The sequence below is a fragment of the Enterococcus pseudoavium NBRC 100491 genome (assembly GCF_001544295.1).
Lineage (GTDB): Bacteria > Bacillota > Bacilli > Lactobacillales > Enterococcaceae > Enterococcus_A > Enterococcus_A pseudoavium.
Genome location: NZ_BCQF01000002.1, coordinates 71,016 through 94,097, shown reverse-complemented (window position 1 = coordinate 94,097; position 23,082 = coordinate 71,016). Strand labels below are relative to the sequence as shown.

20 protein-coding genes are annotated in these 23,082 nt (G+C 41.0%); 2 read left to right on the top strand and 18 right to left on the bottom strand.

From position 1 onward, the window contains the following. Positions 1-378: 378 nt before the first annotated feature. Positions 379-945: a hypothetical protein gene (locus EP1_RS01560; RefSeq protein ID WP_067622300.1), complete on the bottom strand. Its 567-nt coding sequence runs from the start codon at positions 943-945 to the stop codon at positions 379-381. Positions 946-1,117: 172 nt separating this feature from the next. Here EP1_RS01560 and EP1_RS01555 point away from each other — a divergent pair, with 172 nt between their 5' ends. Together EP1_RS01555 and efbA are read left to right on the top strand one after the other, a co-directional pair. After that, entirely contained in the window at positions 1,118-2,785 is a 1,668-nt protein-coding gene (locus EP1_RS01555; protein WP_067622298.1) for a phosphoenolpyruvate carboxykinase (ATP), read from the top strand. Positions 2,786-2,872: 87 nt separating this feature from the next. Beyond that, complete coding sequence (efbA, locus tag EP1_RS01550) at positions 2,873-4,573, top strand: fibronectin-binding protein EfbA (protein ID WP_067622295.1); 1,701 nt, start codon at positions 2,873-2,875, stop codon at positions 4,571-4,573. A gap of 152 nt (positions 4,574-4,725) precedes the next feature. On the opposite strand, the gene pyrE is transcribed toward efbA, so the two are convergent. The 17 genes from pyrE to argC form a co-directional block, all read right to left on the bottom strand. After that, positions 4,726-5,355 carry an orotate phosphoribosyltransferase gene (gene pyrE / locus EP1_RS01545; protein WP_067622293.1) on the bottom strand — a complete coding sequence of 210 codons (630 nt, stop codon included), beginning with the start codon at positions 5,353-5,355 and terminating at the stop codon, positions 4,726-4,728. Beyond that, positions 5,356-6,072 carry an orotidine-5'-phosphate decarboxylase gene (gene pyrF, locus EP1_RS01540; RefSeq protein ID WP_067622291.1) on the bottom strand — a complete coding sequence of 239 codons (717 nt, stop codon included), beginning with the start codon at positions 6,070-6,072 and terminating at the stop codon, positions 5,356-5,358. Then, a complete protein-coding gene (locus EP1_RS01535; protein WP_067622288.1) occupies positions 6,072-6,989 on the bottom strand; it encodes a dihydroorotate dehydrogenase in 918 nt (305 codons plus the stop codon). Before EP1_RS01535 ends, pyrF begins: the two co-directional genes overlap by 1 nt. Continuing rightward, the gene (locus tag EP1_RS01530; RefSeq protein WP_376716063.1) at positions 6,989-7,777 is read right to left on the bottom strand and encodes a dihydroorotate dehydrogenase electron transfer subunit; all 789 of its coding nucleotides are present in this window, start codon (positions 7,775-7,777) and stop codon (positions 6,989-6,991) included. Before EP1_RS01530 ends, EP1_RS01535 begins: the two co-directional genes overlap by 1 nt. Positions 7,778-7,810: 33 nt before the next feature. Next, entirely contained in the window at positions 7,811-10,993 is a 3,183-nt protein-coding gene (gene carB / locus EP1_RS01525) for a carbamoyl-phosphate synthase large subunit (RefSeq protein ID WP_067622282.1), read from the bottom strand. After that, positions 10,994-12,073, bottom strand: a complete 1,080-nt coding sequence (locus EP1_RS01520) for a carbamoyl phosphate synthase small subunit (protein ID WP_067622280.1) — start codon at positions 12,071-12,073, stop codon at positions 10,994-10,996. 4 nt (positions 12,074-12,077) lie between these two features. Continuing rightward, positions 12,078-13,358, bottom strand: a complete 1,281-nt coding sequence (pyrC, locus tag EP1_RS01515; RefSeq protein ID WP_067622649.1) for a dihydroorotase — start codon at positions 13,356-13,358, stop codon at positions 12,078-12,080. 13 nt (positions 13,359-13,371) lie between these two features. After that, a complete protein-coding gene (locus EP1_RS01510) occupies positions 13,372-14,298 on the bottom strand; it encodes an aspartate carbamoyltransferase catalytic subunit (RefSeq protein WP_067622277.1) in 927 nt (308 codons plus the stop codon). Between the two features lie 56 nt (positions 14,299-14,354). Continuing rightward, a complete protein-coding gene (locus tag EP1_RS01505; protein ID WP_067622274.1) occupies positions 14,355-15,626 on the bottom strand; it encodes a solute carrier family 23 protein in 1,272 nt (423 codons plus the stop codon). A gap of 32 nt (positions 15,627-15,658) precedes the next feature. Further along, positions 15,659-16,195 carry a bifunctional pyr operon transcriptional regulator/uracil phosphoribosyltransferase PyrR gene (pyrR, locus tag EP1_RS01500; protein WP_067622272.1) on the bottom strand — a complete coding sequence of 179 codons (537 nt, stop codon included), beginning with the start codon at positions 16,193-16,195 and terminating at the stop codon, positions 15,659-15,661. A 212-nt stretch (positions 16,196-16,407) separates the two neighbouring features. Then, entirely contained in the window at positions 16,408-17,316 is a 909-nt protein-coding gene (locus EP1_RS01495) for an RluA family pseudouridine synthase (RefSeq protein WP_067622269.1), read from the bottom strand. Then, positions 17,309-17,770: a signal peptidase II gene (lspA, locus tag EP1_RS01490; protein ID WP_067622266.1), complete on the bottom strand. Its 462-nt coding sequence runs from the start codon at positions 17,768-17,770 to the stop codon at positions 17,309-17,311. Before lspA ends, EP1_RS01495 begins: the two co-directional genes overlap by 8 nt. A gap of 2 nt (positions 17,771-17,772) precedes the next feature. Next, entirely contained in the window at positions 17,773-18,474 is a 702-nt protein-coding gene (locus EP1_RS01485; RefSeq protein ID WP_067622263.1) for a CBS domain-containing protein, read from the bottom strand. Between the two features lie 276 nt (positions 18,475-18,750). Then, positions 18,751-19,899 (bottom strand): acetylornithine transaminase, encoded by a 1,149-nt coding sequence (gene argD, locus EP1_RS01480; protein ID WP_067622260.1) that lies wholly within the window; start codon positions 19,897-19,899, stop codon positions 18,751-18,753. Further along, the gene (gene argB, locus EP1_RS01475) at positions 19,896-20,645 is read right to left on the bottom strand and encodes an acetylglutamate kinase (protein WP_067622257.1); all 750 of its coding nucleotides are present in this window, start codon (positions 20,643-20,645) and stop codon (positions 19,896-19,898) included. The genes argD and argB overlap by 4 nt, the downstream gene beginning before the upstream one ends. Before the next feature lie 21 nt (positions 20,646-20,666). Beyond that, a complete protein-coding gene (gene argJ / locus EP1_RS01470; RefSeq protein WP_067622254.1) occupies positions 20,667-21,860 on the bottom strand; it encodes a bifunctional ornithine acetyltransferase/N-acetylglutamate synthase in 1,194 nt (397 codons plus the stop codon). 19 nt (positions 21,861-21,879) lie between these two features. Then, the gene (gene argC / locus EP1_RS01465; protein ID WP_067622253.1) at positions 21,880-22,911 is read right to left on the bottom strand and encodes an N-acetyl-gamma-glutamyl-phosphate reductase; all 1,032 of its coding nucleotides are present in this window, start codon (positions 22,909-22,911) and stop codon (positions 21,880-21,882) included. Between the last annotated feature and the right edge of the window lie 171 nt (positions 22,912-23,082).

Sequence of the window (23,082 nt, the reverse complement as noted above, 5' to 3'; positions counted from 1 at the left end):
ATTTATTCCTCCTAATAGTTTTTGTTTTTTGAATAAATAAATAGACAACTACCCAAAATTTTACGGTAGTTGTCTAAAAAAACAAAAACCGCATAGATAGTCTCTATGCGGGAATAAGCATCAAAAAAGATCCAGCATAGATACAAACTTTTAGAAGTTGTCTAAAAGTTGTATCTATGAGTGAATTCATAAATACAACTTATCTACGCCAGTTTTGCCAGCTATTCAATTGCTGATTAGATAAGTTTGCAAGGTTCATGAATGTCACTCCTTCTTTAGTAATTAGGAAATATTTTTTATATTGACGTTAGTTTAGCTGAAATAAATTCGGCTGTCAATGGTTTTTATTAAAAAAAACTCATTTATTCACTTGTATTCTCATTTTTGTTTATTCAGTTTCCACATAGGCAGTCGGTTTAGCTCAGGAATAAATTCATTATTCAAATCTCTTAAGTTTTCCACTACAAAACGGTTCTTCTCTTGACCGTTTTGGAAAAAAATGAAGGTCACTTGCCGAGGATCCAATTGATACTTTTGAGCAATTTTCTGACTATCATATACAAGTGGATAGTAATAAAACTTGCGATTCAACATCATTTGTTGGTTAGGATCAGCTAGAATCGTCAGAATATTTTCAAACGAAGTCCCCTTGGGTTGACTGAACATGATAGAAACGGCTTTGGTTTCCTTTACTTTCTGATCGACCGCTTGAAACTCCAGTGGAATCAAATGATCGGATTTGAGCGAAGCAAAAACTAATTCATTTAATTGATCTTGGCGAATTGTCTTTTGCGCAAAGGCCGCTGAAGCCGAAAAGATCAACGCAACAACGACTAAACTAGCGGCAATCAGTAAGGAGCGACGTTCATTTTCAGAAACTATTTTTATAAATCCTCGCCAACAAATAAGCGCTTTTTCTTTAATTAACATTAAATGTTTCAGCATAATAACGACCTCCTCCCTTAACATTATATTATTTTTAGTTTAAAAGCGCTACCAGCAAATTCTAATTAATAATTGATTCATTTTTTAAAATCAGCCTGTTTTATATTTGATTGTTAGCGTTTTATTTTAATGCTATTATAATAATGACAACTTAGTTTAAGGAGGTTTCATAATGAGCAGTATTGAACATTTTTCATGGAATGAGATTACAAAAGAGAATCGGCTTTTATCAAACATTCGCAGTGTCATAGAGTCCGCCTTCTACGGGAATAATGTGTCCAGGATCCGGCACTTAACGGATGCCTATGATTTGGCGAAAGCCAGTCCTGGAACGATTACGACGGATTTAGATGTTGCGTATACGAGTAAATTACAACTACCGACCGATGCAAAAGTTTTAGTAACCAACGATGGAAAAATCGTCGGGCGAACAGCAGCGGCTCGTCGCATTATCGGGCAGCAAGGGATCGATGCGGACTTCTACAGCGAACTTTTACGTGAAGCAGTCTTCAAGGCCCGGAAAAAGAAATTTTATTCCGGTGAAGTCATCGTCGGTCTGGATGCGGAATTTACGGTGAAATCACATTTGATGCTGCCGGCAGATTACAGTCCGAATCTCTATTCGTATTTATTAAATTTCCAAATTGGCGATGCCAAGCACCTTTTTTACCAAGAATCTGCTGAAATTCATACCGGCGATATTTTCATTTTTGCTGATCCTGATTGGGAACATCCTGATTTTCCTGACGGTGTTGTAGTAATTGATCCACTACACAATTGTGCTGGTATTTTAGGCTTACGCTATTTTGGCGAACTAAAAAAAGCCACCTTGACCTTGGCCTGGGCAACTGCCCATCGCAATGGTTTTATCGCTTGTCATGGTGGGATGAAACAGTATCTTTTAGAAGATCGGAAATATACCATGGCGGCCTTTGGTTTATCTGGGTCGGGAAAATCTACCATCACACTGGCAAAACCTAAAAACAAAGGGGAAGTTCATGTTCTCCATGATGACGCCTTTGTCATTTCCAAAACGAAAGGCTCCACCACTGCATTAGAGCCGGCGTATTTTGATAAGACCCAAGATTATCCCATGACTAGCGAACAGATCAAATACATTGTTACGGCCCAAAATGTCGGAGTCACTTTAGATGAACAAAATAAAAAAGTTTTAGTGACTGAAGATATCCGTAATGGTAATGGCCGGAGTATTAAGAGTCGTTATGCTACACCGAATCGGGTCGATCATATTGCTGAAAAAGTCGATGGACTTTTCTGGATCATGAAAGATGATAGCTTACCACCAGTCATCAGAATCGATGACCCTTCACTTGCAGCCGTCTTTGGGGCAACTTTGGCTACCAAACGCTCAACAGCGGAAAATGTTGTTGGAGAAGTTAACGATCAATTAGTGATTGAACCTTTTGCTAATCCTTTCCGTTGCTACCCACTGCAAGAAGATTATCAAGATTTTAAAGATTTATTCCAACAGCAAAAAACGGCTTGTTACATTTTGAATACTGGCGAATTTAAGGGACGGAAAGTTACACCAGAAGAAACCCTCAGCAGTATTGAAAAAATCACAGATGGTTCGGCCCAATTTGAACCTTTTGGTCCGTTGAAAAAAATCAGCTACTTACCTGTCAAAAAACATGAACCGGACTTTAACAGTCAACATTACTTGATTCACTTAACGAGCCGGCTTGAAACAAGGTTGGCCTTTGTTCAAGCTCGTAAAACCTATCAAGGTGGCTACGATCGCTTGCCGAACGAAGCCGAACAGCTGCTTTTACAGCTTTTAGACGATCTTCACAACTATCAAGAAGCAATCAGTAATTAAAATCTTACGTTTTGCCAGTGACTTTCTTGGTTACTGGCGTTTTTTTGTTATAATAAGGCTATTACGAAAAGAAATGAGGGATAAAAAATGTCCTTTGACGGAGTTTTTACCCACGCGATGGTTCAAGAACTAAAAGAACAATTATTGACTGGCCGAATCTCTAAGATCCACCAACCCTATGAAAATGAGGTTGTACTAGTTATTCGGGCACAAGGGAAAAATCAGCGCCTGCTACTTTCCGCTCATCCCAGTTACGCTCGGATTCAACTGACCGAGATTGCCTATACCAATCCAGATAATCCGCCAAATTTTGTTATGATGTTGCGAAAACATCTCGAAGGAGCAATTTTGGAAGATATTCATCAAGTAGAAAATGACCGAGTCGTTCACTTCACCTTTAGTAAACGCGATGAATTAGGCGATTTGCAAAATATCGTTTTGATTGTGGAATTGATGGGTCGCCATTCAACGATTGTTCTGCTTAATAAACAAACTGGTAAAATTTTAGATGCAATCAAACACATTGGTCATTCGCAAAACACCTATCGTTCAATTTTACCAGGCAGTGAATATATTGAACCCCCTAAACAGACGCAGCTGAATCCATTTCACGCTAGCAAAGAACAAGTTTTTACCATTCTTTCGACAGCTGACATTTTAGACGGACGCTATCTACAACAGAATTTTCAAGGCTTAGGTCGTGACACGGCCGATGAGTTGACTTTTCGATTTACTAAAAATCCTAACGAGAAGATGGCTGTCTGGGATGCTTTTTGGGGAAGTCTTCAGCTGCAAGTACAGCCTACTTTAGGCAACAAGGAGCATAAGGAATTTTTTGCACCATTAACCTTTGAAACTTTTGAGAATCCCACGCCTTATGAGAATTTAAGTTTGCTGTTAGATGCTTTCTATGGTGAAAAGGCCGAAAAAGATCGTGTGAAACAACTAGGCAATGACTTGATCCGCAAGGTCGAAAATGAGATTAAACGGAATCAAACCAAACTGGCAAAACGAGAAAAAACACTGCAAGATTCGGAAAATGCCGAAGAATATCGCCGTGATGGAGAATTATTAACGACGTTCATGACCCAAGTTCCTCGCGGAGCAGAAAGTGTAGAACTGGAAAATTATTACGAAGACAATGCACCGATCACGATCAAACTGAATCCTGCATTGACGCCAAATCAAAATGCACAGAAATTTTTTCAGAAATATCAAAAACTGAAAAATGCCGTCAAATTAATTTATGATCAAATTGCCGAGGCTAAAGCCGAAATCGCCTACTTAGAATCGATCTTAGCGCAATTAGAGATTGCCGGTCCGATGGACATCGAAATCATTAAAGAAGAGCTGATTGTTAGTGGCTATTTAAAACCAAAACGCCGCAAAAAAAATCGCAAGCAGGCTCCTTCAAAACCGGAACGTTTTATTGCTAGTGATGGAACTGAGATTCTGGTCGGAAAAAATAATATCCAAAACGATCAATTGACCTTAAAACAAGCTCGTAAAACCGATATCTGGCTCCATGCCAAGAATATCCCCGGTTCTCATGTGATCATCAAAAATGCTGAACCTAGTGAAGAAACATTGTTAGAAGCGGCAGAATTAGCAGCCTATTTTTCAAAATTCCGACAATCAGCCCAAGTACCGGTTGATTATGTCGCGGTTAAGCACGTTCACAAACCCAATGGTGCTAAACCTGGTTTTGTCATTTATGAAAACCAAAAAACTTTGTTCGTCACCCCCGAAGAAGCGGTCGTAGAACAATTACGCAAACAAGCTCATTAAATATAAAAAACCGAAACAGCTCAAACTGGCTGTTTCGGTTTTTTTATGACTAACTTTAGAATCAGCTACTTCTCAACTTTAGAAATACTTCATCTCGTCTTTGAATAGAAAAACCATTGAATGTTAACAACAAACACTCAATGGTCTTCCAATTATTTTTTTAACCAATTCTCAGGATCTTGACGCCATTTTTTCAATAGTTCAAGTTGTTCTTGGTTGATATAATTTTCTTTTAAAGCACTTTCGATCAAAGTTGAATAGTTCGTCAACGTGACTAATGGCATTTCTGCAGCTTCAAAATTATTCTTACCTTTTGCCAACTCATACGTAAAGATTGCGGCCACACCTAAAACATCGGCACCTTCTCTTTTAGCTGCAGTCGCGGCTTCTAACACACTGCCACCAGTTGAGATCAGATCTTCGATGATCACCATCTTTTGCCCATCTTTGATGCGACCTTCGATTTGATTGCCGCGGCCATGATCTTTGGCCTTGCTGCGGATGTAAACCATCGGTAAATCTAGAATTTCTGCTACCCAAGCCGCGTGGGGAATTCCAGCAGTTGCAGTTCCGGCTATTACTTCTACACTCGGAAATTCTGCTTTGATCTTTTCTGCTAAGCCTTGTGCGATTGCCCGACGAACTTCTGGATAGCTCATCGTGATGCGGTTATCACAATAAATCGGTGATTTTAAGCCGCTGGCCCAAGTAAAAGGTTCATCAGGGCTTAGAGAGACTGCTTCAATTGCTAATAAATCTTTGGCGATTTGTTCTGCGATCATTTATGCTTCACCGTTCCATTCTTTTTTAATTTGTAAATAACTTTGATAAGGATCTGCTGCTTGAGTGATTGGTCGCCCTACTACGATATAGTTTGAACCGATCTGACGTGCTTTGGCTGGTGTCATTACCCGTTTTTGGTCGCCGACACTGGCGCCTTGCGGACGAATACCCGGTGTTAAACAGATAAACTGTTCATTCGTTACTCCATGAATTTTTTCCACCTCATGTGCTGAACAAACGACCCCGTTCAATCCCGCTTTTTCTGCGCATTGTGCATAATGTAAGACACTTGTTTCCAGACTGACATTGATTAATTGATCTTCATGCATTTGCTCTTCGCTGGTAGAAGTTAGCTGTGTTACAGCAATCAATTCAGGAACAACTTGATTTTCCTCAGTGCCTTCGGTCAGCCCCAGTTTGGCTGCTTGCATCATTTCTACACCACCGGCAGCATGAACATTTGTGATCTTGACCCCCATTTTAGCGATACCGCGCATTGCTTTTTGCACTGTATTAGGAATGTCATGGAGTTTTAAATCAAGAAAAATATCATGTCCTTGTGTGCGTAAGAAATTAACGATGGCCGGTCCTTCTTGATAAAAAAGTTCCATTCCGATTTTGATGAATAATTTTTCTTCTTTTGGGAAATGAGTCAAAAATTTTTCAATCGCTTGTTTTGAAGCAAAGTCAAAAGCGATAATTGGTCGTTGTTCCATTAAAACGCCCCCCTAACTTCTTGACGTAACTGTTCCAATGATTCAATGCCTAATTCTGCCATGCGTACCGGCAACCCTTCAATCAATTTGGGACAGATATATGGATCAGTAAAATTGGCAGTCCCGACTGCCACCGCGCTAGCACCTGCCATAAACATCTCTAAAACATCATCAACGGTTTGAACACCGCCCATTCCAATGATCGGCAGTTCGCTGACAGCGGCCACTTGATTGATTAAACGAATCGCGACTGGTTTGATGGCTGGTCCCGACAGTCCGCCAGTGCGATTGGCTAAGATCGGTTGGCGGGTTTTCAAATCGATCCGCATACCTAATAACGTATTGATCATTGTAAACCCGTCTGCGCCACCTTTTTCAATCGCTTTAGCAATTGGTACAATATCGGTTACGTTCGGGCTTAATTTGACATAGACTGGAACTTTTGCGACTTCTTTGACTGCCTTCGTTAAGCGATAGGCGACTTCAGGATCCGTACCAAATGCAATCCCACCGTGTTTAACGTTAGGACAAGAAATATTTAGTTCAATCGCTTTGACATTGGGCGCCTCACCGATTTTGGCACACACTTCAACATAATCTTCTTCACAAGCACCGGCAACATTGGCGATAATCGGCAATTCTTGAAAGTTTTCTAAGCTTGGTAAAATTTCGTCCAAGACAACTTCCATGCCTGGATTCTGTAATCCAATTGCATTTAGCATCCCACTTGGCGTTTCCGCGACCCGTGGCGTGGCATTTCCAAAACGCGCTTTAGGTGTGGTCGCTTTGATCATGATTGCGCCAAGCTGATTCAAATCGTAATAATCTGCATATTCCTTGCCAAAGCCAAAACAACCGCTCGCCGGCATGATTGGATTTTTTAAATCTAAACCCGGTAATTTCACTGCAATACTCATTAAAAAATGACCTCCCCTGCTCGGAAAACGGGACCGTCTTCACATACTTTGACACTTTTGTTTTCATCTTCAGGCACATGACAAACACAGGCGTAACAAGCTCCCATACCACAAGCCATCCGCGATTCTAAGGACAATTGGACATTTTCTACCTCAGTATATAATTGTTCGACTGTTTTTAATAAACCATTATTTCCGCAAGCAAAAACTGCATCGGGCCGCTTTTTTTCCGCTAGTAAAAGATTGCCGACATTTCCTTGAATGCCAAAAGTTCCATCATCAGTCGAAAAATGCGTTTCACCTAAGCTTTGAAATTCCTCTGCATAGTAAACAACTTCTTGCGTTCCGAAGCCAAGAAAATGAATGACTTTCACCCCAAGCTCCTTCAATTCTTTCGACAGCTGATACAAAGGAGGAACACCAATTCCGCCGCCTACGATAAAAGCGGTGTCTCCCGCCTTCAGTTCTGTCAATTCAAAACCATGTCCTAAAGGACCCATCACATCCAGCTGGTCTCCTGCTGAAAGCTCAGAAAATACTTTCGTCCCTTCACCTTCAGTCCGATAAATGATCGTACATGTTTTTTCCTTCTGATCAAATTGATTGATACTAATCGGTCGGCGCAGCAATAAATCTCCTCTTGGCACACGGATATGTAGAAACTGTCCCGGCATATTCATTTCTGTCACCAATTCACCAGTTAGCACCATTTCGTAGATTCTCGGTGCTAACTCTTGTTGACGAACAATCGTCATCATTTCCTGCTTCATAACGGCCTCCCTATAGATCGACAGAGTGAAGCAAGCTCCACTCTGTTTGAATTAAATTTCTTGGATTGAAAATGCCCGTGATTCCATCACTCGTAAGATCGCATCGGCGGTATCTAATGAGGTAAAGAGCGGTACACCGTGTTCTACGGCTTCACGGCGAATGATAAAGCCGTCTTCAGATGTATTTTGACGGTTTTTGTCCATCGTGTTAATGACCACTTGCGCTTCACCGCGGCGAATCAACTCGATCACATTGTCTTCATCTGATTCCGAGATTTTCGCGATGGTTTTCGCACTTAAACCGTTTTCTTCTAGGAATTTGGCAGTACCAGCGGTCGCCAGTAAACTATAGCCAACATCTTTGAAGCGTTTAGCTAAGTTCAAAGCTTCTTCTTTCGTCTCATCTGCGACAGTGAATAAAACGGCCCCATAATCTGGCAAATGCAAGCCAGATGCTGCAAAGGCTTTGTACAATGCTTTTGCTAAATTGCGATCTGTTCCCATCACTTCACCTGTAGATTTCATTTCAGGTCCTAAATAGGTGTCAACTTTCTGCAGTTTTGTAAAGCTGAAGACTGGTGCTTTGACATGAACCAATTCACTTTCAGGGTACAGACCATCTTCATAGCCCAGATCCTTCAAACTCTGACCTAAGATAGCTTTTGTGGCAATTTGCGCCATTGGGATATTGGTGATTTTACTTAAAAATGGTACCGTTCGACTTGCCCGCGGATTTACTTCGATCACGAAGACTTCATCATTATGGATGACAAATTGGATATTCATCATACCAATACAGTTCATACCGAGCGCTAAACGCCGAGTATACTCTTCAATTGTAGCTTTAGTTTCAGCAGAGAAAGTTTGTGGTGGATAAACAGCCATCGAGTCTCCCGAGTGAACTCCAGCTCGCTCGATATGTTCCATGATTCCTGGTATTAAGACGGTTTCGCCATCACAAATTGCATCGACTTCACATTCTTTACCAATCAAGTAGCGATCGACTAAAACAGGATGTTCCGGTGAAGCTTTCACTGCATTTGCCATATAGTCTTCCAAGTCGGCTTGATTTTCAACAATTTCCATTGCTCGACCACCTAAAACATAACTTGGACGAACCAACACAGGATATCCAATTTTTTCTGCAATTTTGACTGCTTCTTGAGTACTTGTTGCTGTATCACCTGGTGGTTGTGGAATAGCTAGACTTTGCAATACTTGCTCAAATTGATCACGATCTTCCGCTCGGTCTAAATCTTCAATCGTCGTTCCTAAGATTTTCACGCCATTTTTTACTAGTGGCTCAGCTAAATTGATCGCTGTTTGACCGCCGAATTGAACGATTACTCCGATCGGATTTTCTAATTCAATCACATTCAAAACATCTTCTAGCGTTAACGGTTCAAAATATAATTTATCTGACACCGAGAAATCGGTTGAAACTGTTTCAGGATTGCTGTTCATGATAATCGCTTCGTAGCCAGCTGCTTGAATCGCTTTAACTGAGTGAACCGTTGCGTAATCAAATTCAACCCCTTGGCCGATTCGAATAGGTCCAGAACCTAAGACTAGGACGGATTCTTTATCAGAACGAACACTTTCATTTTCAAATTCGTAGGTGCTGTAGAAGTAAGGTGTTTGAGATTCAAATTCTGCGGCACAAGTATCGACCATTTTATAAACAGGTAAGATTTTCTCGGCCGTTCTGAAATTACGGACTTCTTTAGCTGTCATTTGCCAAAGCTCAGCAATTTTAACATCAGCAAAGCCATTTTGTTTGGCAGTCTTCAAGACTGAAACATCTTTAGGATTTTGGGCCAAGGTATTTTCTAACTCTACAATGTGCAGTAATTTATCTAAGAAGAACAAGTCAACTTTGGTTAAATCACTGATTTCCTGAATTGTATACCCGCGACGCAATGCTTCAGTTAGATAAAATAAACGATCATCTTGGGCTTTGACCATTTTTTCGGTCAGTTCATCATCCGTCACTTCAGCTAATTCAGGCAATTCAGCATGATACGTCCCAATTTCTAATGAGCGCACCGCTTTTAATAAGGACTCTTCAATATTGCGCCCGATGGCCATCACTTCGCCTGTCGCCTTCATTTGAGTACCTAGAACCCGTTCGCCGCTTTCAAATTTATCGAAAGGCCAACGTGGAATTTTGGCAACTACATAATCTAGCGCTGGTTCGAATTCGGCGTAAGTCGTTTCGGTAACAGGGTTTTTCATTTCGTCTAAAGTTAATCCAACAGCGATCTTCGCAGCCAATTTGGCGATTGGGTAACCGGTGGCCTTACTTGCGAGCGCAGATGAACGGGAAACCCGCGGATTTACTTCAATGACGTAGTAATTAAAACTGTGGGGATCTAGCGCTAGCTGAACATTACAGCCGCCTTCGATTTTCAATGCACGGATGATTGAAAGTGAAGCATCCCGCAACATTTGGTATTCGTAATCAGACAATGTTTGGCTAGGAGCGAATACAATCGAATCACCTGTGTGAATCCCGACTGGATCAAAATTTTCCATGTTACAAACTACAATCGCATTATCCGCTGAATCGCGCATTACCTCGTATTCAATTTCTTTGTAGCCCGCAATTGATTTTTCAATTAGACATTGAGTAACTGGTGATAACTTCAGTCCATTCTCAGCAATCGTTCTAAGTTCCACTTCATTGTCACACATTCCTCCACCAGTACCGCCTAAAGTAAAGGCTGGGCGAACAATAATCGGATACCCGATCGTATTGGCAAAAGCTACTGCCTCTTCCACCGTATTAACAATTTCTGATTCAGGAATCGGTTGATCCAATTCTTCCATCAATTGTTTGAACAAATCACGGTCTTCTGCTTGATCGATTGCTGATAATTTTGTTCCTAACAATTCGATCTGCAACTCATCCAAAATACCTGAATCCGCTAATTCCATCGCCATATTTAGTCCAGTCTGACCGCCTAATGTCGGCAAGATTGCATCTGGCAATTCCTTACGTAAGATGCGGGAAACAAACTCTAACGTGATTGGCTCAATATAAACTGTATCGGCAATCTCTTGATCGGTCATGATTGTTGCTGGGTTTGAATTGACTAGAACAACTTCATAGCCTTCCTCTTTTAACGCTAAGCAAGCTTGTGTACCGGCATAGTCAAATTCTGCCGCTTGTCCAATCACGATCGGTCCAGAACCGATCACCATAATTTTTTTAATATCTGTCCGTTTTGGCATTTATGCTTGCTCCTTCCATGCATCCATCATTTCCATAAATTCATCGAATAAATGAACCGCATCGTGTGGTCCAGGTGCTGCATCCGGATGATATTGAACACTGAAGGCTGGATAATTTCGGTGACGAACACCTTCCACCGTACCGTCATTCACTTCAACATGAGTGATCATTAATTTTTCAGGATCAATCGTTTTTTCATCCACCGCAAAACCATGGTTCTGTGAGGTAAAATCAATTCTGCCAGTCGCAATTTCTCGGACGGGGTGATTCAAACCACGATGACCAAATTTCATTTTGTAAGTATCTGCGCCATTCGCTAGTGAGAATAATTGATGCCCCAAACAGATTCCGAAAATCGGTACTTTTCCTTGAATTTGTTTGATCATTTCAATTGCTTCTGGGACGTCTTTGGGATCTCCCGGTCCATTAGTCAGCATTACGCCATCCGGGCAAAGGTCTAGGATCGTTTGGGCGTCCGTATTATAAGGCATCACCGTTAAGTTGCATTCGCGTCGTGATAATTCCCGTAGAATGCTGTGTTTTAAACCAAAGTCAATCACGACCACATTTCTTCCGACGCCAGGACTTGGATAAGGCGTTACTGTCGAAACTTGGGCGACTTGATTGGTTGGTAAGACCGTCGCTTTTAATTGATCAAAGGAATGCTCCAGTTGATCGGCTGGATCAACAATGCTGCCTTTCATCGTTCCAACGCTTCGTAATTTCTTGGTCAGTGCCCGTGTGTCAATTCCTGCAATCCCAGGAATCCCTTTCCGCTTCAAAAACTCGTCTAAGGTCATTTGATTGCGCCAGTTACTAGCCAACCGAGCATGTTCTTTAACAATCACGCCTTTACACGTTGGGGCGATCGATTCATAGTCATCCCGGTTCACTCCGTAATTTCCGACCATTGGATAAGTAAAAGTTATGATTTGTCCATTAAAGCTTTGATCAGTAATCGTTTCTTGGTATCCGGTCATACTCGTCGTGAAGACAACTTCGCCTACGACATTTGCTTCGGCACCAAATCCTTCACCTTCAAATACTGTGCCATCTTCTAAAATTAAAAGTCTTTTCAACGTCCTAGTCCTCCTTGTTGTATACCAACTGACCGTCCACGAAGGTCATCAGTGTCGTACCCTTGACCGACCATCCAGTGAAAGGTGTATTCACTCCTAATGATGCAAAGTTTTTGTCATCGATTTTTTCTTCGTGACTCAGATCAAAGACCGCGATATCCGCTGGCTGACCGATAGTCAACGTTCCAACAGATAAACCGAAGATCTCGGCTGGTTTGACAGCCATCCAATCAATCACTTGTTCTAAGGTAAAACGTCCTGTTTCAACAAAGTGGGTATAGATTAATTGGAACGCAGTCTCGCTGCCGACGATTCCGAATGGAGCTTTCAAGAAACTTTGATTTTTTTCTTCAAAACCATGAGGTGCATGGTCAGTGGCGATGCAATCGATTGTACCGTCAAGCAAACCTTCTATCAAAGCTTCCCGATCTTCTACGCCGCGTAATGGCGGATTCATTTTCCAATAACCGTGATCCTCTGGAATATTTTCATCGATTAGAATCAAATGATGGGGAGAAACTTCTGCCGTAACGTGGACGCCTGCTTTTTTCGCATCCCGAATCACCCGAACACTTTCTTTAGTCGATACGTGGCAGACGTGATAATGGACACCCGTTTCCTCTGCAAGAATCAAATCACGAGCAATTTGTGAAGATTCCGTCGCACTTAAAATACCTGGAAGATTCAATTTTTTGTTGATCTCGCCTTCATGCATCACACCGCCGAATAATAGCGATTCATCTTCTGTATGAGCAACTAATGCCATGTTATTGGCTGCAGCTTCCTTCATCGCTAAATACATCGTTCCAGCCGTTTGGACGCCAACACCGTCATTGGTGAAAGCAAAAGCTCCGGCTGCTTTCAACCCTTTTTGATCCGTCAAGATCTCGCTGCGTAGCTCTTCAGTAATAGGAGCATATTGATGGACTTTTACTACTGCATCTTTATCAATAATCGCTTTAACCTGGTTAAATTTTTCAACCGTATCAGGTACTGGATCTAAATTGGGCATTGCACACACAGTTGTATAGCCGCCGCGAGCAGCAGCCTTTGATCCATCCTTGATCGTTTCCTTATAAGTGAAGCCTGGTTCCCGTAAATGAACATGAACGTCGACTAAACCTGGTGTGATTAATTGATTGTTTGCATCGTACTCTTTGTCAAAAACAATCTCTGAAAAATCTTTGCCGATTCCAGCGATAATGCCATCTTCTAGCCAAACATCACAATTAGTTGTTTGATTATCTTTGGTTACGATCTTGCCATTTCTAATTAAGGTTTTCATTTTATCTGCCCCTTTACGATTTTCCATTCAATACTGCTTCCAAGATTGCCATGCGAATAAAGACTCCGTTCGTCATTTGCGCAACGATCCGTGATTTCATATTTTCTACCATACTATCTGCAATTTCGACATCCCGATTAACGGGTGCTGGGTGCATGATGATGGCTTTTTCTTTTAATTGTTTGCCTCGCTCAATCGTCAAGCCATATTTTTGATGGTATTCTTCCTTCGAAAAACTTTCCTGTCCATCATGGCGCTCATGCTGAACCCGTAAGAGCATCATCACATCCACTTCAGAGACCAGTTCGTCTAGCGGACGATAGCTCCCATACACGTCAAAGCTCTCATCATACCATTCCGCTGGGCCTGAAAAATAAACCTCTGCTCCTAAGCGTTTCAACATTTGCATATTGGATTTTGCGACTCGTGAGTGGGTAATATCCCCGACAATCGCTACTTTCAAGTGGCGGAATTGACCGAACTCTTCATAGATCGTCATTAAATCCAATAAGCATTGAGTAGGGTGTTGACCGCTTCCGTCGCCCCCGTTAATGATCGAACATTGAATCGTTTTGCTTTGGATTAATTCGTCATAATAATTTTCATCTCCGTGGCGAATGACCGCAACATCTACACCTAAAGCCGACATCGTTAGGACGGTATCATATAAAGTCTCGCCCTTTTGGACTGAGCTTGTTTTGGCGTCAAAGTCAATCACATCTAATCCAAGTTTCTTCTCTGCAACTTCAAAACTTTTATGGGTTCGCGTACTATTTTCAAAAAAAAGGTTAGAGACAAAATATTGATTTTTTTGTGGCGTCCACCGGGCACCCTGTTTGAATTGTTGCGCTCGATGAATCAGCCCCATTACCTCTTGATCGGTCAAGGCTTCCACCGTCAATAAATGTTTGAGACTGATTTCTTCAGACTGGATGATCATGAAATTTCCTCCTCAATTAAGTAATGCTCATTTAGTATTGATCGCCTGTATAAACTTTATTTTTCGCTGCGGGCTTGTTCAGGCAGAATCAAGTTCAAAATAATTCCTAAGACAGTTGCTAACGCCATCGCGGATAAAGTAAAGGTTCCTGCTTCAAAAACTAAGCCGCCGATGCCGATTACTAGGATCGTTGAAGCAATCAGCAAATTCTTTTTACGATCGAAATCGATTTTGTTTTCGATCAAGATCTTCAAGCCACTGGCTGCAATTACACCAAACAGGATGAAGCTGATCCCTGAAATGACTGGTCCAGGGATACTTAAGATCAAGGCGCTAAGTTTACCTACAAATCCCAATAAAACTGCGAAGATTGCTGCGCCGCCGATAACAAAGACGCTGTGTACTCGTGTAATGGCTAGTACGCCGATATTTTCACCATAACTTGTGACTGGTGGACCACCTACTAATCCTGCCACGATCTGAGCTAAGCCGTCCCCCATCAAGGTACGATCTAAGCCAGGATCCTCGAAGAAATTTCGTTTTGTCAGTTTGTTTAAAACCATCAAGTGTCCAATGTGTTCGGTCATCGTGACAAAAGCGATTGGCGCCATTGTGGTAATCGCACTGATGTAAAGTTTTGGCTGGTAGCTGACAAATGGTACATTGAAAGCAGGCAAGGCCAGCCATTTTGCATCAATGATCGGTTGATAATCGATGATACCGAAAATCATTGCGGTCACATAGCCGCCGATAATTCCCAACAAGATTGGAATCAATCCTAAAAAGCCAGTGAAGAACATGTTGAAGAAAATCGTCAAGCCTAAAGTGATCAATGCCACCAAGACATATTTGAAACTGTATACACCATTGTTATACATCGCGTTTTGCGCCGCGTTGCTGGCTAAGCCTAAGCCGATAACCATTACTACCGGTCCAACGACGATTGGTGGTAGAATTTTATCTAACCAAGCCGAGCCAATTTTGCGAATAATAACTGAAACAATCAAGTAAACCAAGCCACAAGTCAACGCCCCTTGGGCAATCGCTGGATAACCGTCGCTCTTCATTAATAACTTCATCGCCGCAATAAAAGCAAAGCTGCTGCCTAAGTAAGCGGGAATTTTACCTTTTGTTACGGTCAGGTAAACCAACGTCCCTAATCCTGAACTAACTAACGCGATACTCGGGTTAATCCCAACTAAGATCGGTACTAAAACGGTCGCGCCGAACATTGTGAACAAATGCTGAATGCTTAAGCCAATCCAGTGACCAGCGCTAGGGCGATCGTGAATATCTAAAACAACGTCATCATTGTGAAAATCTGCCATGAAACTTCCTCTTTCTAGTGTCTAAATATTTTTTAGTTTTCTTTTTGAATCAAAATGCGATCTTGTCCATCGTTTTCTTCCATCTCAACGATAATTTCTTCTGTTAAAGCCGTTGGAATATTTTTCCCAACATAATCGGCCCGGATCGGTAATTCCCGATGGCCACGGTCAACCAAGACAGCTAACGAAATACGATTTGGTCGGCCTAAGTCAATCACCGCGTCTAAGGCTGCGCGAATTGTTCTGCCGGTGAACAACACATCATCGACCAAAATGACTTCTTTTCCTTCAATCGAAAACGGAATGTCAGAAGAGTGCAGCTCCGGTTCTGCCTCTTGAATGTTTACGTCATCACGATACAATGTGATATCAAGTTCGCCAACTGGCACATCAATATGTTCCAATTGCTTTAAGCGTTCTGCAATTCGTTGTGCGATGAAAATCCCCCGTGTTTTAATCCCAATCAAAACAATATCTTGGACCCCTTTATTGCGTTCGATGATTTCATAGGTGATTCGGGTCAATGCTCGCTTCATCGTTACCTCATCTACAACTTCTTTTTTATACATCCTGTCTCCTCCTTATTTTTACAATAAAAAAACTCCTACCCGTAGTTAGGTAGGAGGAATGATATCGACTTCATCAAAATGATAGAGCTTACCTAGGCGCACCTAGTTTACACTTCTATCGACTTCCTTCTTAGCCTCACGGGACTACTCTTAAAGGATCTCTATATAGTTATTTCTTACTAAAGACACTATACTATTCCTTATTTAAGAAATCAATCTTTTTCTTTTAACTGTTGCAAAGTTTTTTTGAAAATTTCTGGTAGCGGTGCTTCAAAGACCATCATTTCACCTGATGTCGGATGTTCAAATCCTAATAATTTGGCATGTAAAAACTGTCCATGGCCTTTCAACGTTTTCTTTGGTCCATACAAAGGATCACCAGCCACCGGATAACCGATGTATTGCATGTGGACTCTGATTTGATGAGTCCGACCGGTTTCTAATTGTAGTTCAATCAACGTGTAGCCTTCAAAGCGCTGTAAGACTTCAAAATGCGTCACGGCTGGCTTGCCATCTTCAATGACCGCCTGCATTTTGCGATTGACTTTTGAACGACCAATCGGTGCTTCGATACGGCCCTTTTCATGCGGGATTTCACCATGAACTAAGGCTACATATTTGCGCAACGAGGTTTTATCCTTTAATTGTTTCGCCAGAGCTTCATGAGCCCGATCATTTTTAGCCACCATTAATAACCCTGATGTATCTTTATCGATCCGATGAACAATCCCCGGCCGAACGACATCATTAATAGTAGAAAGATTTTTGATTTGGTACAATAGGCCGTTCACTAATGTTCCTTTCGGATGACCCGCTGATGGATGAACGACCATTCCTTGCGGCTTATTGACAACGACCACATCATCATCTTCATAAACAATATTCAAATCTAGATTTTCCGGTACAAGATCCAACTCTTCTGGTTCAGGGATCTCAATCAATACTTTATCACCAGCACTGACTTTATAGTTTGCTTTAATGACTTTGCCGTCGATTGAAACATGCTGCTCCTTGATCCATTGTTGAATCTGAGAACGAGAATAGTCAGCTAACCGCTCGTTTAGCACTTTATCGATGCGGCCTTTTTCCTCTTTTACAATTACTTCTATTTGATTATCCATTTTTCTTATCTCTCTCATCTAATAAAATATAAATAAAAATCATCACTACCCCAACTACTAATGCCATATCTGCAATATTAAAAATCGGGAAGTTGATAAAATCCAAGCGAAACATATCGACGACATACCCTAAACGGAGACGGTCGATGAAATTGCCGATGGCCCCTGCTAAAAATAGACTCAAACCAATCGTTAGCCATTTACTTTCCTGTAAATGCTTCACTAAATAATAAATCACCGCGACAACTGTAACGATTGTGGTTATGAGAAAAAAAAGCTGTTGTCCTTCAAATAAACTGAAGGCGCCGCCGGTATTACGAATATGAGTCAATGATAGCACATTAGGAATAATCGTCTGGCTTTCGCCAAAATTGTATTGATTAACGATCCACCATTTGAACCATTGATCTAACCCAATGATTGCACCACTTAATACTAAGTAAACAACTAACAAATTTATTGCTTCCCTTCTTGGACATAAATATCACGCGGACGAATAATTCCTAATAAGTTCCCATCGGAATTGCCCGCTTTAGTAATCAAAATTGCTTCTAGGGTCCCTTCTATTTGAAACATCTTTTCTACTTCCGAAACCTTTGTGTCTGCCGAAACAAATTCAAAATTGGTGCGTTTTCCATTAGCAATCAGCAAATCCTCTGCAACTAAGCCCTTCAAGCTAACTGAGCCATTTATACTAGCCTGCGCAAAGAAAAAGCCAATCGTCCGTAATGTAATTAATCCTATAAATTTCCCCGTATCATAGACCGGAAATTGTGAAAAACGTTTTTCAGTAATGATCTGCATGAGCTCAACTAATGGTAGATCCCGCTCAAAACCAGTAACTTTTTTGCCGAACCGCGGTAGCACTTTTTCCGGACGCAACAGATTTTCTTCGATTGTATGAATTCGTTCAACCGCCCATTCATTCGGTTCAGCGATCACAAAATCATCGGAGATTTGATCATGAACGATCGCATTTCGCAATTGTGCTAATTGTAACAAATCATTTTCATTGCCGCCAATTAAGTTATCTTGCCTTTTGGATAACCGGCGGACAGCTTCACTGAAGCTCATGTTTACTGGATTGCCTAATTGTCGCTTCATTTCTTTTTCAATTCGATTAAAAGTACTCAAAAAAATATCCGCTCGTTCTCCCATTGAGTTGCTCCCTCCCAAACTAATAGTCCGCTCCAGTTTAAAAAGTAGATTGACTGTCTAGGACCCGCATTTGCAAAATCCGATAGCTTCAGTATAAGCGAAAAAAAGACCTAAGGAAAGTCCGAGACGTTAGAAACTCTTTTGTTTTTCGTGCTGTAACCGGTTACTACTGTTATCCGAGTAAACGAGACAATAAAAGAAGCTTTCAGTTGCTAGTCTTGTTACAGAAAATATTTTACAACAAAAAAACGATGATAAAAAATCATCGTTCATTAATTAATTGGTTTCCATAATGACCTTTTTGATAATATTCACACCTTTAGCTAACTCCTCTTGACTAATCGTCAAAGGAGGCAGCAATCTAAGAACATTTTTCCCGGCTTTAATCGCCAGCAACTGTTCTTCCTTCAGTCCTTGGATCACTTGCTGGAGTGTTTCCGGTGAGTCTAATTCAATTCCAATCATCAAACCCTTTCCTCGCACAGCTTTGACTTTAACTGATTCTGTTGTTAATTTCGTCAATTCATTCAGTAAATAGTTGCCTTTGTCTGCGACTTTTGCTAGAAAGGCTGGTTGATTAATTTCTGTTACGACTGTATTAGCTACATTCATTGCCAAATTATTCCCACCAAAGGTTGTCCCGTGAGAACCGGGGCCGAAAGCTTCAGCCAATTCGCTTTTTCCTAACATCGCACCGACAGGAATCCCGTTTGCTAAGGCTTTGGCTAAAGTGATGATGTCGGGCTCGATTTGATAAGCTTCAAACGCAAAAAAGGTTCCTGTTCTTCCCATTCCGGTTTGAATCTCATCGACAATCAATAAAGTGTTGTTGGCTTTACATAATTTAGCCACCGCCTGCAGCCATTCTTTTTCGGCTGGGATGATTCCACCTTCCCCTTGGATCACTTCCAACATGACAGCTGCCACTGTTTCGTCTAATTGTTGTTGCAAAGGAGATAACTGATTATACGGAAGATATTCAAAACCTTCAACGATGGGGAAAAAACCAGCTTGTAATTCCGGTTGTCCGGTCGCGCTCAAAGCGCCGTAAGTCCGACCGTGAAAGGATTGTTTAAAACTGAGAATTTTCTTACGTCCCGTTGCTTTTCTGGCTAATTTAATTGCTGCTTCGTTGGCCTCCGTCCCACTATTGCAAAAGAACGCCAAATAATCTTTTCCCATGGTTAATTTTTGAGCGACTTTTTCTTGCAGACTGTTGGAATATAAATTTGAACTATGCCAAATTTTTTCAGCCTGTTCGCTTAATGCTTGTATGACCTTGGGATGATTATGGCCGAGATTACTGACGGCGATACCACTCATGAAATCTAAGTAACTTTGTCCGTTTTGATCATAAACATAACTACCTAGACCATCGACCAAATCAATCTCATCCCGCAAATAATTGGGAAACAGCTGACTCATACAAACACCTCCTCCTTTACAATGGTCGTTCCTGCCTCTTCGATACAATTTGTAATATGAACCTCTACCACACCATTCGCTAACGCCTCGACAGCACTATCTAGCTTAGGGAGCATCCCACCGGTAATCACTTTTTCAGCTTTTAGCTGTTCTACCTCGGAAATGGTAATTTTTTCAAGCCATTCGCCCTTTTGTTTGACCCCAGGGACATCGGTCAATAAATAGAGCATTTCCGCCCCGATGGCTTCTGCAATTTTGCAAGCTGCTGCATCGGCATTGACATTGAGCCACTGACCATCACAGGTCATCCCCAAAGGAGCAATAATCGGAATATACTTCTTATGAAGTACACTTTCGACTGACGCAGGATTGACAGCTGTGATCTCGCCGACATAGCCTAATTTTTCTTGATCAATTAATTTTCCTTGAATCAATTGGCCGCTAGATGCATTCAGACCAATCGTCGCAAAACCTTGCTGCTGAAAAAGGGTCGTGATCGCTGGTTGGACTTGTCCAATCAAAACCATTTGGGTCACCTTTAACGCTTGCTTCGTCGTTACTCGCAAACCATCTTTAATCGTTACTGGGATATTCAAGCGTTCCATCATTTCCGTAATATAATACCCGCCGCCATGTACAACGATAATTTCATGACCTGCTGCTTGCCAATTCTCGATTTGCTGAAAAAATTTTTGTGTTAGATTATCACTGGCAACACCGCCAATTTTTATGACAATTTTACTCATAGTTATTCGCTCCTCAAATCCTTATGTATGGTACAAGGCATTCACTTCTACGTATTTATAAGTTAGATCACAACCCCAAGCTTTTCCGCTTTGTGTCCCGATATTCAAATCCACCTTAATAATGATTTTTTCCTTTTCCAAGATTGTTTTCATGGATGCTTCGTCAAATGCTTGTGGTTGGCTGTGTTTCAATAATTGCTGATCACCGATCCACATATCGATTTGTTCCGGATCAGTTTCAGAACCCGCGTAACCAACCGCACAAATGATTCGTCCCCAATTGGGATCTTCACCAAACATGGCCGTTTTGACTAAACTCGAACCAACAACTTTTTTAGCAACTAAACGGGCATCCGTCTGATTCAGAGCTCCTACGACCTGAACTTCAATTAATTTCGTTGCCCCTTCTCCGTCTTTGGCAATCATTTTTGCTAATGTTTCACTCACCAAATTGAACATCCCAACGAATTTTTCGTAAGCAGGCGTATTTTTTTCAATAATCGGATTTTCTGCCAAGCCATTAGCAAGAACCAAAACCATATCGTTGGTTGACGTATCCCCGTCAACGGTGATTTGATTAAAAGTGGTTTCCGTTTTATCAGCCAAAATTTCCTGTAAAAGTTCTGGAGCAATTTGCGCATCAGTCGTAATAAAAGCTAACATCGTAGCCATATTTGGGTGAATCATGCCTGATCCCTTAGCCACTCCTGCCATGGTTACGACTTGACCATTGATTTCTTCTGTCACAACAATTTCTTTCGTACTTGTATCGGTAGTTAAAATCGCTTCATGAAAGGCATAAGGGTTTTGCTTTTTTAGTTCAAGTTGATTAATTCCTGTAGCAATCAGTTCCATCGGTAATTGCTTACCGATTACTCCGGTCGATGCCACCGCGACATCAGCGCTAGCAATCTTTAATTTTTCAGCAGCTAGGATCTGCATGTGCTTGGCATTTTCCATACCAATTGTTCCAGTGCAAGCATTAGCTACACCGGAGTTCACGATCACTGCTTGGATTTTTTGGTTCTCCATCGCTGTTTTAGTCACAAAAATCGGAGCTGCTTTGACTTGATTGGTCGTATAAACTGCTGCTGCAGTAGCAGGAATTTCTGAATAAATAACTCCCAAATCTTTCTTAGCTTTCTTCAAACCTGCATGTAAGCCGGTCGCATAAAAACCTTTTGGACTAGCGATTGTTCCTTCAATAATTTGCATTTTCTTCACACTCCGCTTTTTAAGGATAAATTGGTACTAGATTCAAACCGGTATTTTCCGGCCAGCCAGCTAAATGATTTAGATTTTGGACTGCCTGACCAGCAGCGCCTTTGACTAAATTATCCAAAACCGTGACTACGGTAATGATATTCGTCACTTCATTGTAAGCAACACCGATATCACAAAAATTCGAACCGATAATTTGTCGCAAATTAGGATAAACATTAGGCTCTTGAATGCGAATAAAAGCTTTTGTTTGATAAAAGTGGTGATACAATTCCCAAATCTGATGCTGACTTAATTTTTCTTTACTTCGAGCATAGCTGGTAATAAAAATTCCCCGAGTTACTGGAATTAAGGATGTCGAAAATTGAATTGCGGGAATTGCAGGGTCCCACTTTTGCAACTGCTGCATAATTTCTGGAATGTGTTGATGACTATTCATTTTATAAAGCGTCATATTTTCATTTGCATTCACGTAATGGCTAGCATCTGACAGATTTTTACCCGCTCCTGACAAACCAGATTTTGCATCTACGATAATTGAATCAGTCTCAATTATTTTTTGTTCCACTAAGGGGGCTAAGGACAACAATGTTCCTGTTGCGTAACAACCTGGATTCGCTATTAACTTTGCGTCAATCTGGGAATAGAAATCCGCTAACCCATAATGAGCACTTTTTAGAAAATCAGTAGGAGCGCTTGAATTTTTATACCATTTTTCATATTGACCATCTGCCTTTAAACGAAAATCACCAGATAAATCAATAATCGGAAATTCGGCTGCAATAAAGGTAGTAGCGATTTCTTTTGAAATACCGGAAGGAGTGGCAAAAAAGACCAGTTCAGCTTGAGCCATTATTTTTTTTGAATCAATCGGCTCTAATGGCAAGTCTAATAATTGCTTCAAATGTGGTAGATACTCATTGATATCCTTGCCATTTTGAGAATGACTATGGATTGAAACTATTTCTACATTAGGATGCTGCAATAAAATTCGGACTAATTCAATCCCGCTATAACCAGTTACTCCGATAATTGATACTTTCATACAAGCCACCTCTTTCACCTATTACTGCCCTTTTTAAAAAAAGTTTTAACTATTCCTTCTAGCAATTCCTTAAAATAAACTAATAGTACGATTAGAAAACTACTATTTCAAATGATTATACGTTTAGTATTTATACAAGTCAATGGTTTTTTATAAATATTTTTTGCTGTT

Coding starts and splice junctions, on each gene's coding strand:
- EP1_RS01560 (WP_067622300.1), bottom strand. CDS start 945: ATGCTGAAACATTTAATGTTAATTAAAGAAAAAGCGCTTATTTGTTGG.
- EP1_RS01555 (WP_067622298.1), top strand. CDS start 1,118: ATGAGCAGTATTGAACATTTTTCATGGAATGAGATTACAAAAGAGAAT.
- efbA (WP_067622295.1), top strand. CDS start 2,873: ATGTCCTTTGACGGAGTTTTTACCCACGCGATGGTTCAAGAACTAAAA.
- pyrE (WP_067622293.1), bottom strand. CDS start 5,355: ATGATCGCAGAACAAATCGCCAAAGATTTATTAGCAATTGAAGCAGTC.
- pyrF (WP_067622291.1), bottom strand. CDS start 6,072: ATGGAACAACGACCAATTATCGCTTTTGACTTTGCTTCAAAACAAGCG.
- EP1_RS01535 (WP_067622288.1), bottom strand. CDS start 6,989: ATGAGTATTGCAGTGAAATTACCGGGTTTAGATTTAAAAAATCCAATC.
- carB (WP_067622282.1), bottom strand. CDS start 10,993: ATGCCAAAACGGACAGATATTAAAAAAATTATGGTGATCGGTTCTGGA.
- pyrC (WP_067622649.1), bottom strand. CDS start 13,358: ATGAAAACCTTAATTAGAAATGGCAAGATCGTAACCAAAGATAATCAA.
- EP1_RS01510 (WP_067622277.1), bottom strand. CDS start 14,298: ATGATCATCCAGTCTGAAGAAATCAGTCTCAAACATTTATTGACGGTG.
- EP1_RS01505 (WP_067622274.1), bottom strand. CDS start 15,626: ATGGCAGATTTTCACAATGATGACGTTGTTTTAGATATTCACGATCGC.
- pyrR (WP_067622272.1), bottom strand. CDS start 16,195: ATGTATAAAAAAGAAGTTGTAGATGAGGTAACGATGAAGCGAGCATTG.
- EP1_RS01495 (WP_067622269.1), bottom strand. CDS start 17,316: ATGGATAATCAAATAGAAGTAATTGTAAAAGAGGAAAAAGGCCGCATC.
- EP1_RS01485 (WP_067622263.1), bottom strand. CDS start 18,474: ATGGGAGAACGAGCGGATATTTTTTTGAGTACTTTTAATCGAATTGAA.
- argD (WP_067622260.1), bottom strand. CDS start 19,899: ATGAGTCAGCTGTTTCCCAATTATTTGCGGGATGAGATTGATTTGGTC.
- argB (WP_067622257.1), bottom strand. CDS start 20,645: ATGAGTAAAATTGTCATAAAAATTGGCGGTGTTGCCAGTGATAATCTA.
- argJ (WP_067622254.1), bottom strand. CDS start 21,860: ATGCAAATTATTGAAGGAACAATCGCTAGTCCAAAAGGTTTTTATGCG.
- argC (WP_067622253.1), bottom strand. CDS start 22,911: ATGAAAGTATCAATTATCGGAGTAACTGGTTATAGCGGGATTGAATTA.